Here is a 15,345-nt window from a genome sequence, read left to right on the forward strand (position 1 = left end):
AGGGGAGCACCTTCGGCGAGCGTCCGGCAGCGGGGGTTCGTCGAGCACCTCGGGCGGCCGTCCGGCAGCGGGCTCGGTCCCGGATCAGCGGGCTGTCAGGATGCGAGGTCCCATCGCCGTGATCGCCACCGTGTGTTCCACGTGGGCCGCGCGCGAGCCGTCGTTCGGATGGGGGTGGGGAGCATCTTCGGCGAGCGTCCGGCAGCGGGGGTTCGTCGAGCACCTCGGGCGGCCGTCCGGCAGCGGGCTCGGTCCCGGATCAGCGGGCTGTCAGGATGCGAGGTCCCATCGCCGTGATCGCCACCGTGTGTTCCACGTGGGCCGCGCGCGAGCCGTCGTTCGGATGGGGGTGGGGAGCATCTTCGGCGACCGCCCGGCAGCGGGGGGTTCGTCGAGCGCCCTGCGTGCACGGGCGGACATCGGTGGTGGCCCTGCCCGGCTGCGGGTTCGGTCCCGGATCAGCGGGCTGTCAGGATGCGAGGTCCTGTCGCCGTGATCGCCACCGTGTGTTCCACGTGGGCCGCGCGCGAGCCGTCGTTCGTGCGCAGGGTCCAGCCGTCCGCCGCCGCGTGGTAGTCGTCCCTGCCGCCGGCCAGCAGCATCGGCTCGATGGCCAGCACCATGCCCCGTCGCAGCGCGAGGCCGCGTCCCGGGCGGCCCTCGTTCGGGACCGGCGGGTCCTCGTGCATACGGCGCCCGATGCCATGGCCCCCGAAATCGTCCATGATGCCGTACCCCGCCGCGCGGCAGACCGTGCCGATCGCGTGCGCGATGTCCCCGATGCGGTTGCCGACGACCGCCGCCTCGATGCCGGCCGCCAGCGCGTGCTCGGCCGTCTCGATGAGCCGTACGTCGGCCGGGCGCGGCTCGCCCACGATGAAGCTGATCGCCGAGTCGCCGGCCCAGCCGCCCAGTTCGGCGCCGAAGTCGGCGGAGACCAGGTCGCCGTCGCGCAGCCGGTAGCTCGTCGGGATGCCGTGCACGATCGCGTCGTTCACCGAGATGCAGACGACGGCCGGGAAGGGGACCGGGGCGAAGGAGGGACGGTAACCGAGGAAGGGGGAGGACGCCCCCGCCGCGCGCAGCACGCCGTGCGCCACCTCGTCCAGCTCCAGCAGCGAAACGCCCACGTCGGCCGCCTGCCGTACGGCCGTCAGGGCCTGTCCGACCACCTGTCCGGCCTCGTACATGGCGTCGATCGATGTGTCTGTCTTCAGTTCCATCATGCCAATTACTATACCGGTATTAGAATGACGGCATGGTGCGCACCCCTCTCACCCCGGAAGAACGCGAACGCGGCGAGCGGCTCGGCCGGCTCCTTCGCGAGGCCCGCGGCGGACGGAGCATGGCGGACGTCGCGGCTCAGGCGGGCATCTCCGCGGAGACGCTCCGCAAGATCGAGACGGGGCGTGCCCCGACCCCGGCCTTCTTCACCGTCGCCGCGCTCGCCCGAGCGCTCGGCCTGTCGATGGACGCACTGGTCGAACTCTGCGCCGCGGCGCCCGTGTGACGCCCATCGGTGAAGATCGCGCAATGAGCAGTCTGCATGCTCTTCGAAAACTCTTCGTAGCACGCCCGTAACACCGCTGGTGTTGCCTACGGAACGGAGTGCTCCGGTCTGGCGGGAGTTGGGCGATGGCTGTGGATCAACTCCCGGGCAGGGTACGGGAGTTCGCGAACTACCTGAACGGACTGCTGGCGCGCCTGGACCAGGGCGGCGGCTGGTGCGCGGTGTTCTGGCAGCGCGACCCCGACGGCATGCGGGCCTGTCTGGAGGGGCGTGAAGTGCCGCCCTGGGACGTGGTGGAGGCGGTCCTTCAGGACCTCGCCGCCGTGGCCGGTCCGGCCGCCGCGAACCAGGAGAAGGAGCAGGTCCGCGGGATGCACGCCGCCGCGCTCGCCGCGTACGACGCCCGGCCCGGCGGCCGGGACGCGCTCGGGGACCGGCTCGACGTCATGCTCCGCGAACAGCGGTACGCCGCCGAACGCCAGGCGGAACTGGGCCGGCTGCTCACCTTCGCCGCCACCCGGCAGGAGGCCGACGCCTGCCGCCTCGACCTGGCCTGGGCCCGCGACGACCATGACCGTGCGACAGCCCGGTGCTCCGAACTGCGTTCACGCATGGCCGAGTTGGACAGCCGCGAGACAGGCGCCCGGGCGGCGGCGGTCCGCCGGGGCCGCGTCGGGGACGGGGCCCTGTTCCGCATCGACAGGACCGACAGGGGAGACGCCGGATTCCCGCAGGGGCAGGGGCAGGGGCAGGGGCAGTACGACCCTGCGGGCACCGGTGCGCAGCAGGGTGCGTACGACACCCGGGTGCCGGGCGCACAGCAGTCGGCCGACGCCCACGGCTACGAAGACGACGGCTTTTCCGGGGCCCCGGGCGCCGCGCCGAGCCGAGCCGGATTCGATGCCGCGGGCCCGAGCGCACCCGGACGGGAACAGACCGCCCCGGCATGGACCGCCGCCGAGCGGCAGGCCTCCACCCCGGAACCCGCCGCCGCCGAACCCCCCGCCTCCAAACAGCGCAAGCGCCGTAGGGGCAGTGCCCGCTTCGCCGGGATGGTCGAGGAGGAGGCCGCGCCCGTCGTCGTACCGACGACCGCCGCGCCGCCCGTGCCCGCGCCGGCCGCCGCCGGTGGCCGCACCCCGCGCGGCGCCCGGTTCGCCGGAGGTGCCGAGGAGGTTCAGCGGCCGCAGGAGCCGAAGGGCGAGCCGCTGGACGCGGCAGGGGTGCGTGAGGTCGCCGGGGCCGTCGAGGGGCTCGTACGGCTGCGTGCCGAGGGCCGCAGTGGTGAGGCGCATGCGCTGCTCGTCGAAGCCGCCCACTGGCCCGCCGACCGATTCCCGTCGCTCGCCGCGGAGCTGCAGCGCGCCGGGCTCGGCGCCGACTGGGCGAGCCTGTTGTGGGAGGCCGCCTCGCTGCCCGCGCCACGGCTGGTCGCGGCGGCGGACGCACTGGCCGCCGCCGGGCGCGGGTCCGACGCGGAACAGATCCTGCGCCAGGGGGTCGCCCGGCCCGCCACCGAGATAGGGCAGGCCGTCCTGGCGCTGGACGCGGAGGGCCGTCGCCGGGAGGTGCGGGCCCTGCTCGACGCGTACGTCCGCGTCCGCACCCCCGAGGAGGCGGCCCGCAGCGCCGAACCGGACCCGCAGGCGCTCGTACCGCTCCTGCTGGAGGCTGCGCAGGGCGTTTCGGACGAGCGACACTGGGATCTGGTGCACGCCCTCCGGGTCGCCGGTTTCACAGCCTGACAAAACTCCCCCACTCGCCCCTAGACCCCCTCCCACCGGCCGCTCCGCTCACCCACAGGAGTGCGAAACGTGATCGACTCCGCGGGTTAACGGCGATGGTCTTGGCAAGGCTCTCCCGGAGGCTTACGTTCATCCCTCTACGGCCTCATCTACGGGCGTAGAGGCTCTGACGTCCCGCCGAAGGAGCAGCTCATGGCCAACGTCGTACGCGCCGCTCTGGTCCAGGCCACCTGGACCGGCGACACCGAGTCCATGGTGGCGAAACACGAGGAGCACGCCCGCGAGGCGGCCCGCCAGGGTGCGAAGGTCATCGGATTCCAGGAAGTCTTCAACGCGCCCTACTTCTGTCAGGTCCAGGAACCGGAGCACTACCGCTGGGCCGAGCCGGTGCCCGAGGGCCCGACCGTGAGTCGTATGCAGGAGCTCGCGCGGGAAACCGGCATGGTGATCGTCGTGCCGGTGTTCGAGGTCGAGCAGTCCGGCTTCTACTACAACACCGCGGCCGTGATCGACGCCGACGGCACCTATCTCGGCAAGTACCGCAAACACCACATCCCGCAGGTCAAGGGCTTCTGGGAGAAGTACTACTTCAAGCCCGGCAACGCGGGCTGGCCCGTCTTCGACACCGCGGTCGGCAAGGTCGGCGTCTACATCTGCTATGACCGCCACTTCCCGGAGGGCTGGCGGCAACTCGGCCTCAACGGCGCCCAGTTGGTCTACAACCCGTCGGCCACCCACCGCGGACTCTCCTCCTACCTCTGGCGGCTGGAGCAGCCCGCCGCGGCCGTCGCCAACGAGTACTTCATCGCCGCGATCAACCGCGTCGGCCAGGAGGAGTACGGCGACAACGACTTCTACGGGACGTCGTACTTCGTCGACCCGCGCGGCCGGTTCGTCGGCGAGACCGCCAGCGACAGCAAAGAGGAACTCGTGGTCCGCGACCTCGACTTCGACGTGATCGAGGAAGTGCGGCAGCAGTGGGCGTTCTACCGGGACCGACGACCCGACGCCTACGAGGGGCTGGTGCAGCCGTGACCGACCTCTACGCCCGCCACAAGTCGGTACTGCCCGACTGGCTCGCCCTCTACTACGAGGACCCGCTGGAGATCACCCACGGCGAGGGCCGGCATGTCTGGGACGCGGACGGCAACAAGTACCTCGACTTCTTCGGCGGCATCCTGACGACGATGACCGCGCACGCGCTGCCCGAGGTCACCAAGGCGGTGAGCGAGCAGGCCGGGCGGATCCTCCACTCGTCCACGCTCTACCTCAACCGGCCGATGGTCGAACTCGCCGAGCGCATCGCCCAGTTGAGCGGCATCCCGGACGCCCGCGTCTTCTTCACCACCTCCGGCACCGAGGCCAACGACACCGCCCTGCTCCTCGCCACCACCTACCGGCAGAGCAACACGGTCCTGGCGATGCGCAACAGCTACCACGGCCGCTCCTTCAGCGCCGTCGGCATCACCGGCAACCGCGGCTGGTCGCCCACCTCCCTGTCGCCCCTGCAGACCCTGTACGTCCACGGGGGCGTCCGCACCCGCGGCCCGTACGCCTCGTTCAGTGACGACGACTTCATCGCCGCCTGCGTCGACGACCTCAGGGACCTCCTCGGCCACACCCGCCCACCCGCCGCCCTGATCGCCGAGCCGATCCAGGGCGTAGGCGGCTTCACCTCCCCGCCCGACGGGCTGTACGCCGCCTTCCGCGAGGTACTCGCCGAGCGCGGCATCCTCTGGATCGCCGACGAGGTGCAGACCGGCTGGGGCCGCACCGGCGACAACTTCTGGGGCTGGCAGGCACACGGCGCGGCCGGCCCTCCCGACCTGCTCACCTTCGCCAAGGGCATCGGCAACGGCAGCTCCATCGGCGGTGTCGTCGCCCGCGCCGAGATCATGAACTGCCTCGACTCCAACAGCATCTCGACCTTCGGCGGCACCCAGATCACCATGGCCGCGGGCCTCGCCAACCTCAACTACCTGCTGGAACACGACCTCCAGGGCAACGCCCGACGCGTCGGCGGACTGCTCATCGAGCGGCTGCGGGCGGTCGCCGCGCAGGTGCCGCACGTGCGGGAGGTGCGCGGGCGTGGCCTGATGCTCGGCGTCGAGCTGGTCAAGCCGGGGACGGACGAAGCCGATCCGGAGGCGGCGAGCGCCGTGCTGGAGGCCACTCGCGCGGACGGTCTGCTCATCGGCAAGGGCGGCGGCCACAACACCAGCGCGCTGCGCGTCGCCCCACCGCTGTCCCTCACCGTCGCCGAGGCCGAGGAGGGCGCCGCGATCCTCGAACGCGCTCTGAGAAGCCTCACGTAGCAGCCGCCCAGCAAGGGAAGTCCGCCATGACCACCACCTTCGGGACCCTCGAACCCGCCCTGTCGGTGCGCCAGGTGCTGGGCCTGGAACGGGTCCTCGCCGGGGAGCCCGAGGTGGTGGCCGGAGCGGGCCAGCTCGACCGGCCGGTGCGCTGGGTGCATGTGGCCGAGGCACCCGACGTGGGAGTGATGCTCACCGGCGGCGAGATGGTGCTCACCACCGGCGTGCTGCTCGCCGGCGACGAGGAGAAGCAGGCCGAGTACATCCGGTCGCTGCACCGTGCGGAGGCAGCGGCCGTCGTGCTCGGCCTCGGGCGGGCCTTTCCCTCCCCGCCGGACGCGATGCGCCGGGCCGCCGAGCGGTGCGGGTTGCCCATGGTGGTCCTCCACCGGCCCTTCCCCTTCGCGGAGTTGACCGAAGAGGTGCAAGCCCGGCTGGTACGGCGGAAGTTCGCCGCCGTCAGCCTCTCCGAGTCCGTGCGCACCGCCCTGACCGGGCTCATCACCGTGGGTGCCCCGCTGCAGAGCCTCCTCGACGAAATCGCCCAGCACAGTGCCTGCCCGGTCGTCGTGACCAACCTCGCGCACCGCGTCCTCGCCACGGCGGGGGAGCGGCCCGCGGTGGACGACGTACTGCGCGACTGGGAGCGCATCGCCCGGCAGGCCGGGGGCAACGAGGGCGACGGCTGGATCCGCGCCGAGCTCGGCGGGCGTGGCGAGCGGTGGGGCCAGATCATGCTGTGCGGCTACCGGGGCGACACGGCCACCGGGCGCCTGCTCGCCGACCGGGCCGCCGAGGCCCTCGTCCTGCACCGGATGCTCGGCGGCAACTCGGCCCACACCTGGGAGGAGCAGTCCGCCCAGAGCCTGCTCACCGACCTGGCCAGCGGGGTCGTACCGGCACGGCAGCTGCTGCCCCGCGCGCGGGCCGCCGGGCTGCCCGTCAACCGGCGGACGTTCGTGCCCCTGGTCGTGCGGGCCGGCGAACCGGCCCAACTGGACCGCGTGCTGCGACTGGTGGGTCTGCCCGGTCTCGTCGCCGAGCTGGCAGACGGCGCCACCGCCGTGCTGCTGAGCCTCGCCCGCGACCAGGACGCCGCCTCGCTCACCGCGCACTTCGCGGCCAGGCTCCGTACCGAGTCCGGGTCGCCGAAGGCCGTCGTGGCCGCCGCCGACCCACGCATCGCCTGGGACGACGTGCCGGCCGGGCTCCGCGAGGCCCAGCACGTCGCCGACGCGGTCGCGGACTCCTCGGCGGCCCTCGACCTCCCGGCCGTCGTACGCCTCAAGGACGTACATCTGCGCGGCCTGATCCGGCTGTTGCGGGACGATCCGCAGGTGCAGTCGTTCGCCGAGCGGGAGCTGGACGGGCTGCTGTGCGCGGCCGACGAGGACCTGCTGTCGGTGCTGCGCACCTACCTCGCCACCGGCCGCAACAAGTCCCGCACCGCCCAGCTCCACCATGTCTCGCGGCCCGCGCTGTATCGCCGCCTGGAGGCCATACAGGGCCGGCTCGGGGTCGACCTCGACGACTTCGAACAAGCCGCCTCGGTGCACATCGCACTCCTCGCGCACGATGCGCAACAGGGCTGAAACATGCCACGACCTGGGAAAACGGTGGTGAAACATGGGTCTGGGACAGGGTGACACCGTGGCACGCCGGATGCCCGTATGCGTGACACCGTGCAACTCAAAGCCGGTTTTCGGACTTCCTAGTCTTCTCGAACACCGAGCGACCGGAGGTCCCGATGAGCCGAGTGATTCGTGCCGCCCTGTTCCAGACCGCGTGGACGGGCGACAAGGAGTCGATGATCCAGGTGCACGAGCAGGCGGCCCGCGACGCGGCCGCGCAGGGTGCTCAGGTCCTGTGCTTCCAGGAGCTGTTCTACGGGCCCTACTTCTGCCAGGTCCAGGACAAGGCGTTCTACGAGTACGCCGAGCAGATCCCGGACGGCCCCATCGTCAAGCGCTTCCAGGCGCTGGCCAGGGAACTGGGCATCGTCCTGATCCTGCCGATGTACGAGGAGGAGCAGCCCGGCGTCCTCTACAACACGGCCGCCGTGATCGACGCGGACGGCTCGTACCTCGGCAAGTACCGCAAGCACCACATCCCCCAAGTGCCCGGATTCTGGGAGAAGTTCTACTTCCGCCCGGGCAACGCCGGCTGGCCCGTCTTCGACACGGCCGTCGGCAGGATCGGCGTCTACATCTGCTACGACCGCCACTTCCCGGAAGGCTGGCGGGCGTTGGGGCTGGAGGGCGCCGAGATCGTCTTCAACCCGTCGGCCACGTCCAGGGGTCTGTCCGGCTACCTCTGGCAGCTGGAGCAGCCCGCTGCGGCCGTCGCCAACGAGTACTTCGTCGGCGCGATCAACCGGGTCGGGGTCGAGGAGCTGGGCGACAACGACTTCTACGGGACCTCGTACTTCGTGGACCCGGAGGCCCAGTTCGTGGGGGAGGTGGCCAGCGACAAGGAGACCGAGCTCGTCGTCCGCGACCTGGACCTGGCCAAGCTGCGGGAGGTCCGCGACCGCTGGCAGTTCTTCCGCGACCGCCGTCCCGACGCGTACGCCCCGCTGACGGCGCCGTAACAGCCGACGGCGGCACCCGCGCCCCGAAGGGGCGCGGGCAACTGCGCGAACAGCCACACACGACCCGCACCTGTCGACCACAACCGAGCGGAGCGCCATGAGCAGCCGTACCGTCATCCGCGGTGGCCTCGTCATCACCGCGTCCGACGAGATCCACGCCGACGTGCTGATCGAGGACGGCCGCATCGCCGCCCTCGCCGCCTCCGGCACGCCCGCAGCCGAGACGTTCAGCGCCGACCGGGTCATCAACGCCACCGGGAAGTACGTCATCCCCGGTGGCGTCGACGCCCACACCCACATGGAGCTGCCGTTCGGCGGCACCTTCGCCTCCGACACCTTCGAGACCGGCACCCGGGCGGCCGCCTGGGGCGGTACGACCACGATCGTCGACTTCGCGGTGCAGAGCGTCGGCCGCTCCCTGCGCGAGGGCCTGGACGCCTGGCACGCGAAGGCCGAGGGCAACTGCGCGATCGACTACGGCTTCCACATGATCGTCTCCGATGTGAACGAGGGGACGCTCAAGGAGATGGACCACCTCGTCGAGGAAGGCGTCACCTCCTTCAAGCAGTTCATGGCCTATCCCGGCGTCTTCTACTCCGACGACGGCCAGATCCTGCGCGCCATGCAGCGCTCCGCCGAGAACGGCGGCCTGATCATGATGCACGCCGAGAACGGCATCGCGATCGACGTACTGGTGGAGCAGGCGCTGGCGCGCGGTGAGACCGATCCGCGCTACCACGGCGAGGTCCGCAAGGCCCTGCTGGAGGCCGAGGCCACACACCGCGCCATCAGGCTCGCCCAGGTCGCGGGCGCTCCGCTCTACGTCGTGCACGTCTCGGCGATGGAGGCGGTCGCCGAGCTGGCGCGGGCGCGCGACGAGGGGCTCCCCGTCTTCGGCGAGACCTGCCCGCAGTACCTGTTCCTGTCCACCGACAACCTCGCCGAGCCGGACTTCGAGGGCTCGAAGTACGTGTGCAGCACGCCGCTTCGCCCCAAGGAGCACCAGGCCAAGCTGTGGCAGGGGCTCAGGACGAACGATCTCCAGGTCGTCTCCACCGACCACTGCCCCTTCTGCTTCGTGGGCCAGAAGGAACTGGGGCGAGGGGACTTCTCGAAGATCCCCAACGGCCTGCCGGGCGTCGAGAACCGTATGGACCTGCTCCACCAGGCCGTCGTCGACGGGCACATCTCGCGCCGCCGCTGGATCGAGATCGCCTGCGCGGCCCCGGCCCGGATGTTCGGCATGTACCCGAAGAAGGGCACCATCGCCCCGGGCGCCGACGCCGACATCGTCATCTACGACCCGAACGCCGAGCAGGTCATGTCGGTGGAGACGCACCACATGAACGTCGACTACTCGGCCTACGAGGGCAAGCGCACCACCGGCCGCGTCGAGACGGTCCTCTCGCGCGGCGAAGTCGTCATCAACGAGCGGGAGTACACCGGACACGCCGGCCACGGCGTATACACCCCGCGCTCCACCTGTCAGTACCTCAACTAGGAGTGGCGCTTATGGACTTCGGACTCGTCCTGCAGACCGACCCGCCGGCCTCGAAGGTCGTCAGCCTGATGAAGCGGGCCGAGCGCAACGGCTTCACGTACGGCTGGACCTTCGACTCCGCCGTGCTCTGGCAGGAGCCGTTCGTGATCTACAGTCAGATCCTGTCGAACACCACGAAGCTGACGGTCGGCCCGATGGTCACCAACCCGGGCACCCGCACCTGGGAGGTCACCGCCTCCACCTTCGCCACCCTGAACGACATGTTCGGCAACCGCACCGTCTGCGGCATCGGCCGCGGCGACTCCGCGATGCGTGTCGCCGGCCGCAAGCCCAACACCCTGGCCCGCATCAGCGACGCGATGAGGGTGATCCGCGCCCTCGGCCGCGGCGAGGAGGCCGACCTCGGCGGCGGCACGGTCGTCAGGTTCCCGTGGATCAAGCCGGGCGCCGAACTCCCCGTATGGATGGCGGCGTACGGCCCGAAGGCCCTGAAGATGACCGGCGAGGAGGCCGACGGCTTCATCCTCCAGCTCTCCGACCTCTACCTCACCGAGTACATGGTCAAGGCGGTCAAGGAGGCGGCCGTCGCCGCCGGACGCAACCCCGACGACGTCAGAGTCTGCGTCGCCGCCCCCGCCTACGTCACCGAGGACGACTCGCCCGAGGCGCTGGCGCACGCCCGTGACCAGTGCCGCTGGTTCGGCGGCATGGTCGGCAACCACGTCGCCGACCTCGTCTCCAAGTACGGCGAGCACTCCGCCCAGGTCCCCGAGGAACTCACCGACTACATCAAGGCCCGCGAGGGGTACGACTACTCGCACCACGGGCGCGCGGACAACCCCGACACCCAGTTCGTGCCCGACGAGATCGTCGACCGGTTCTGCGTCATCGGGCCGGTCGAGAAGCACGTGGAGAAGCTGAACGCGCTGCGCGAGCTGGGCGTCGACCAGTTCGCCGTGTACGACATGCACGACGCGCAGGAGGCCGTGATCGACGCGTACGGTGCGAAGGTCATCCCCGCGGTCAACTCCTGACCCCCACCGCTCAGTTCCCTCCCCACCCCCCACTCCAGTTCTCCCCTCCCCTCCCCGGGGAGGGGCCGGAGACCCCGCACGGCCTTTCCGGACCCACCCTTCATTGATTGGCCTGCCCATGACCGACACCGCTCCCACGGCCATACCGCCGACAGCCCAAGTCACCCTCGCCGACGGGCGCGTGGAGATCGCGCCGGGGTCCCCGCTGCCCAGCGGGCCGTACGCCAACGAGGACCTGCTCCCGGTCCCCGTCGAGAAGCGCACCTGGACCACGTACAACTTCTCCGCCCTGTGGGTCGGCATGGCCCACAACACGGCCTCCTGGACCCTCGCCTCCGGTCTGATCGCCGTCGGCATGGACTGGAAGCAGGCGGTGTTCACCATCGGCCTGGCCAACGTGATCGTGCTGGTCCCGATGCTGCTCACCGGCCACGCGGGACCGAAGTACGGCATCCCCTTCCCGGTCTTCGCCCGGGCCTCCTTCGGCATCCGGGGCGCCAACCTCCCGGCTGTCGTACGGGCGTTGGTGGCGTGCGGCTGGTTCGGCATCCAGACGTGGATCGGCGGTGAGGCGATCTACTTCCTGGCCGGCAAGCTCATCGGCGACAGCTGGGCCAACACCTCGCACGTGGGCGGCTACGCCTGGACCATGTGGCTGTCGTTCGCGATCTTCTGGGTGATCCAGGTCGCCATCATCTACCGGGGCATGGAGACGATCCGCCGCTTCGAGAACTGGGCGGCGCCCTTCGTCATCGTCGGTGCCGTCGTGATGCTGATCTGGATGAGCAACAAGGCCGGCGGCTTCGGTCCGCTGCTCGACCAGCCTTCCAAGCTCGGCTGGGGCGGAGACTTCTGGAAGCTGTTCTGGCCCTCCCTCATGGGCATGATCGGCTTCTGGTCCACGCTGTCGCTGAACATCCCGGACTTCACCCGGTACGGCAAGAGCCAGAAGGCGCAGACCTGGGGACAAGCCCTCGGTCTTCCTACGACCATGACCCTGTTCGCGCTGCTCTCCGTGCTCGTCACCTCCGGTTCGCAGGCCGTGTACGGCGAGACGATCTGGGACCCGGTACAGCTCGCCGCCAAGACGGACAACGTCTTCGGGCTGCTGTTCGCGCTGGTGACCGTGCTGGTGGCGACCCTGTCCGTGAACATCGCGGCCAACCTGGTCTCGCCGGCCTTCGACTTCTCCAACGTCGCGCCACGGAAGGTCAGTTTCCGCGCCGGAGCCCTCGTCACCTGCGTCCTCGGCGTGCTGATCTTCCCGTGGAAGCTGTACTCCGACCCGCAGGGCTACATCTTCACCTGGCTCGGTCTGGTCGGCGGTCTGCTCGGCACGGTCGCCGGCATCCTCATCGCCGACTACTGGATCCTGCGCCGGGGCAAGCTGGACCTCGTCGACCTGTACCGCCCGGGGGGCCGCTACTGGTACGAGGGCGGCTGGAACTGGCGGGCCGTCGTCGCCTTCGTGGCAGGCGGTGTCCTGGCCGTCGGCGGCGCCACCTTCAAGCCGCTGGTCGACGGACGGCCGCTCCCGGCGCTGAAGCCGCTCGCCGACTACGGCTGGGCGGTCGGCCTCGGCACCTCGATGGTGCTGTACGTGGTCTTGATGCTGCTGCGCGGCAAGGACCGCATCGAGGCCTGAGCGGATCCTGGCAAGGCGGGAGGACGGTCAGCTCTTCTGGCCGTCCTCCAAGGCCGCCACCGCTTCCTTCGCTGCCTTGATGGCACCCTTGTTGATCTCGTCCGTGCCGGGCGCCTTCTTCGACTCGAAGTCGCTGCCGTTGTAGGTGATGACCACCAGCACATTGGACGCCTGGGCGATCACCACGCCCTCGCGCGTCTGCTGCTTGTCCTCGGTGGAGAGATTCACGACGGAGTAGGCCGCGTCACCGAGTCCGGGAACGACCCCTCCGCCACTCTTGTCCGTAATTCGATCCTTGTACGACTTCTGCGCCGCTGTGTCCGAGTTCATCACTTCGAAGGACACATCGAGCCAGCGGTAGTCGTAGCCCTTGAGCGCGTTCCATGAGCAGGTGCGGCGGAGTTTCGCGTCCGTCGACCTGATCTCCTTGCCCGCCGTCTTGGCACCCGGAACGAGCGAGTTGAGCGTCTTCACGGCGATGCTGCCGCACGGCGCGGGAGCGGCGGCGTACGCCTTGGACTCCGCGGTCGTCGAGGGGGCGGTGGCCGACCGGGTGCCGGTCTTCGGCGCCTCCTTGTGCCCGGCATCCGACGTCGCCGCGGGACCGGACGACAGCGCCCAGCCGGCCGCGGCCAGCACGACGACCGGGGACAGACGCGCGGTCAGAGCGAGCGGCAGAGGAAAATCGCGCACGGCACACTTTTCGGTGGGGGACGGTGTGCGGAGGAGGTCCGCACTGCGGACGGGGCGCCAGTCTCACATGAGTCCCTGTGAGACGGAAGTGTCAACTCGCTCCGTGCCCGCGCGGTTACCGGACGCGGCGCCGACGGGCACTCGGCGCGGCCGGTTCGCGGTGACGAGCCGGACGCTCCCGCGAACCGCAACCGTACTTCGACTCGTACGAGCGCAGGGAGTCCTCAAGAGCCGCAGTGGTCCCGGCGGAGGGGACCGTGCCGCTGGATGCGCGGGACAGGACGAAGCCGACCGCGTCCGCCGCGTCCCGGCCCATGCCGTCTCCACGGTGACCGGCTCGATCTCGGCGTTCTCCCGGCCCTCCAGGACCGCCCGGACGCGGTCGGGGTCGGTGCCGGAGCGGGACGGCATGGCCTTGAGCGCCGCGGCGGACTCGTGGACGGACTCGGGGCCGGGCCTCCCCAACTGGTCGTGCTCGCCTACGAGTCGGGGCTGGTGGCCCCGCGCCGGGCATAACCGGTTGCACGCCGCGCGCACGGTTCAGCAGCCTGGGGCGATGACGGAGACGACGCGCCCGCAGAGCCCCGCCCTCCACGAGGCCATCCTCGGCTACTACGCACGCGGCAAGGAGGACGCCCGCCTCAGACAAGGCGGCGCACCCGCCGGCCGGCTGGAGTTCTGGCGTACGCAGGACGTGCTGCGACGGGTTCTGCCTCCGGCCCCCGCGCGGCTGCTGGACGTCGGCGGCGGCAGCGGGGTGCACGCGGAGTGGCTGGCCCGGGACGGGTACGAGGTCCACCTCCTCGACCCGGTGCCGCTGCACGTCGAACAGGCCGCCCGGCTGCCCGGGGTGAGCGCGCGGTCCGGGGACGCGCGGTCGCTGCCGGACGAGGACGCCTCGTACGACGCGGTGCTGCTGCTCGGCCCCCTGTACCACCTGCTCGAACGGGCCGACCGAGTAAGGGCGTTGGCCGAGGCGCGTCGGGTGGTGCGGCCGGGCGGGCCGGTCGTGGCGGCCACCATCAACCGGTACGCGGGGCTGCACGACCTGCTCCGCGAGGAGCGCTACTTCGACCCGGAACAGCGGGTTCGCACCGACGCGGCGAGCAGCGACGGCCGGCACGGCGGCGATGGCCCCTTCACCGTCGCCTACTTCGCCCAACCCGCAGAGGTGCCCGGCGAGTTCACCGACGCCGGTCTCGTACCGGAGGGCCAGTACGGCCTGGAGGGCCTCGCCTGGCTGATGGGTGGTGTCGAGGGCTGGCTGGACGACCCGGAACGCCGCGAGGCCGTCCTTGCGGCGACCCGCCGCATCGAGTCGGAGCCGACGCTGCTGGGCGCGAGCGGACACCTGCTCACGGTGGGCAGACGACAGCGGTGAGCAGGTGACAGCGGTGAGCAGGTGGCGTCCTCGGTGCTGCTGGACGTCGATGCCGTCGAGGGCGACCACACCCCCCACCCCGGCTTCGGCGCCGCGGGCGTCGTCCGACGAGGTGCCGACCGCCGTCGTGCGTCGACCGGGCCTCGTCGGGGTCGGCCGTGGGCCGCTCTCCCGGGGGCGTACCCCCGCGGTGCGAGGAATTCGCCGCACTCCACCCGGCCGAGGTGGTCCGCCTCCGGGTGTCCCGGACGCCCGTGCCTGTTGTGACGTCCCCCACCTGCTCTTGCCGGGGCGAGGATCGCTTACCTACGTTCGGTCCCATGTCCACCCACGACCGCGCCCTTCCCGGCGACCCGGACGAACCCGCCGCGGTGAGCAGGCCTGCGGCGGACCGGCCCGACGCCCTCCCCACGGTCGACCTGGCCGTCGACCTGAGCTCACACGAAATGCTCCGGCGCGCTCATGTCCTGGACGCTCTCGGCCCCGACTGGGACCCCGTCGCCGCACTGCGCGGCGAGGAGGCGGCGTACGAGCTGCTCTACTCCGGCCTCGGCGAGGAGCAGCAGCGTGTGTACGACGAACTGGTCGCGGCCGGCGTGCTGCCGCGGAGAGGGGACGGCCATGCTGCCGCTTGACCCGCAGGCAGACGTGGGGCGTCGCGCCTGGGTGGCCTGCCCGAACTGCGACGACCGTCGCGGGTGCGCCACCTGCGAGCAGGGACGCACCTGCACCGAACACTGGCGCTACCTCCTCTCCAACGTCGGCAGCCTGCTCCACCTCCAGTGCCGGTCGTGCACGCACATCTGGGCGCACGAGACCCATTTCGGTGCCACCCGCTCCCCGTGGGAGCGCATCACCAGCGGCCTGCGACGACGGTGATCATTCAGCACCGCTGACTCGGTGTCGCGGGGCCGCCTGTGCCGCCGCGGGC

15 protein-coding genes and 2 pseudogenes are annotated in these 15,345 nt (G+C 70.9%); 12 read left to right on the top strand and 5 right to left on the bottom strand.

Annotated elements, in window-relative coordinates:
• Positions 1-84 precede the first annotated feature (84 nt).
• The 3 genes and pseudogenes from ACYUED_RS38435 to map all read right to left on the bottom strand — a co-directional run.
• Positions 85-165 (bottom strand): annotated as a pseudogene (locus tag ACYUED_RS38435) (type I methionyl aminopeptidase); the annotation flags it as partial.
• A 94-nt stretch (positions 166-259) separates the two neighbouring features.
• Positions 260-340, bottom strand: a pseudogene (locus tag ACYUED_RS38440) (type I methionyl aminopeptidase); the annotation flags it as partial.
• A 118-nt stretch (positions 341-458) separates the two neighbouring features.
• Positions 459-1,226: a type I methionyl aminopeptidase gene (gene map, locus ACYUED_RS38445; protein WP_491289036.1), complete on the bottom strand. Its 768-nt coding sequence runs from the start codon at positions 1,224-1,226 to the stop codon at positions 459-461.
• Between the two features lie 32 nt (positions 1,227-1,258).
• Between map and ACYUED_RS38450 the strand changes: the two genes are divergently transcribed.
• From ACYUED_RS38450 to ACYUED_RS38490, 9 genes are all read left to right on the top strand, one after another.
• The gene (locus ACYUED_RS38450) at positions 1,259-1,510 is read left to right on the top strand and encodes a helix-turn-helix domain-containing protein (protein WP_491289037.1); all 252 of its coding nucleotides are present in this window, start codon (positions 1,259-1,261) and stop codon (positions 1,508-1,510) included.
• A 125-nt stretch (positions 1,511-1,635) separates the two neighbouring features.
• Positions 1,636-3,255, top strand: a complete 1,620-nt coding sequence (locus ACYUED_RS38455; protein WP_491289038.1) for a hypothetical protein — start codon at positions 1,636-1,638, stop codon at positions 3,253-3,255.
• 192 nt (positions 3,256-3,447) lie between these two features.
• Positions 3,448-4,290 (top strand): nitrilase-related carbon-nitrogen hydrolase, encoded by an 843-nt coding sequence (locus ACYUED_RS38460; protein WP_491289039.1) that lies wholly within the window; start codon positions 3,448-3,450, stop codon positions 4,288-4,290.
• Positions 4,287-5,570, top strand: a complete 1,284-nt coding sequence (locus ACYUED_RS38465; protein WP_491289040.1) for an aspartate aminotransferase family protein — start codon at positions 4,287-4,289, stop codon at positions 5,568-5,570. The genes ACYUED_RS38460 and ACYUED_RS38465 overlap by 4 nt, the downstream gene beginning before the upstream one ends.
• A 26-nt stretch (positions 5,571-5,596) precedes the next feature.
• Complete coding sequence (locus tag ACYUED_RS38470) at positions 5,597-7,162, top strand: PucR family transcriptional regulator (RefSeq protein ID WP_491289041.1); 1,566 nt, start codon at positions 5,597-5,599, stop codon at positions 7,160-7,162.
• 155 nt (positions 7,163-7,317) lie between these two features.
• Entirely contained in the window at positions 7,318-8,160 is an 843-nt protein-coding gene (locus ACYUED_RS38475; RefSeq protein ID WP_491289042.1) for a nitrilase-related carbon-nitrogen hydrolase, read from the top strand.
• A 97-nt stretch (positions 8,161-8,257) separates the two neighbouring features.
• Complete coding sequence (gene hydA, locus ACYUED_RS38480; protein WP_491289043.1) at positions 8,258-9,661, top strand: dihydropyrimidinase; 1,404 nt, start codon at positions 8,258-8,260, stop codon at positions 9,659-9,661.
• Positions 9,662-9,672: 11 nt separating this feature from the next.
• The gene (locus tag ACYUED_RS38485) at positions 9,673-10,695 is read left to right on the top strand and encodes a TIGR03842 family LLM class F420-dependent oxidoreductase (RefSeq protein ID WP_491289044.1); all 1,023 of its coding nucleotides are present in this window, start codon (positions 9,673-9,675) and stop codon (positions 10,693-10,695) included.
• A 118-nt stretch (positions 10,696-10,813) separates the two neighbouring features.
• On the top strand, positions 10,814-12,340 hold the full coding sequence (locus ACYUED_RS38490) for an NCS1 family nucleobase:cation symporter-1 (protein ID WP_491289045.1): 1,527 nt from the start codon (positions 10,814-10,816) through the stop codon (positions 12,338-12,340).
• Positions 12,341-12,367: 27 nt separating this feature from the next.
• Here the strand turns inward: ACYUED_RS38490 and ACYUED_RS38495 are convergent, their stop codons facing one another.
• Together ACYUED_RS38495 and ACYUED_RS38500 are read right to left on the bottom strand one after the other, a co-directional pair.
• Positions 12,368-13,033 (bottom strand): hypothetical protein, encoded by a 666-nt coding sequence (locus ACYUED_RS38495; RefSeq protein WP_491289046.1) that lies wholly within the window; start codon positions 13,031-13,033, stop codon positions 12,368-12,370.
• A gap of 115 nt (positions 13,034-13,148) precedes the next feature.
• Positions 13,149-13,349: a hypothetical protein gene (locus ACYUED_RS38500; protein ID WP_491289047.1), complete on the bottom strand. Its 201-nt coding sequence runs from the start codon at positions 13,347-13,349 to the stop codon at positions 13,149-13,151.
• A 240-nt stretch (positions 13,350-13,589) separates the two neighbouring features.
• Here ACYUED_RS38500 and ACYUED_RS38505 point away from each other — a divergent pair, with 240 nt between their 5' ends.
• From ACYUED_RS38505 to ACYUED_RS38515, 3 genes are all read left to right on the top strand, one after another.
• Positions 13,590-14,414, top strand: a complete 825-nt coding sequence (locus ACYUED_RS38505) for a class I SAM-dependent methyltransferase (protein WP_491289048.1) — start codon at positions 13,590-13,592, stop codon at positions 14,412-14,414.
• A 320-nt stretch (positions 14,415-14,734) separates the two neighbouring features.
• Positions 14,735-15,049 (top strand): DUF6400 family protein, encoded by a 315-nt coding sequence (locus tag ACYUED_RS38510; protein WP_491289049.1) that lies wholly within the window; start codon positions 14,735-14,737, stop codon positions 15,047-15,049.
• The gene (locus ACYUED_RS38515; RefSeq protein WP_491289050.1) at positions 15,036-15,293 is read left to right on the top strand and encodes a hypothetical protein; all 258 of its coding nucleotides are present in this window, start codon (positions 15,036-15,038) and stop codon (positions 15,291-15,293) included. Before ACYUED_RS38510 ends, ACYUED_RS38515 begins: the two co-directional genes overlap by 14 nt.
• Positions 15,294-15,345 lie beyond the last annotated feature (52 nt).

It is taken from the genome of Streptomyces sp. DF42 (assembly GCF_058267695.1).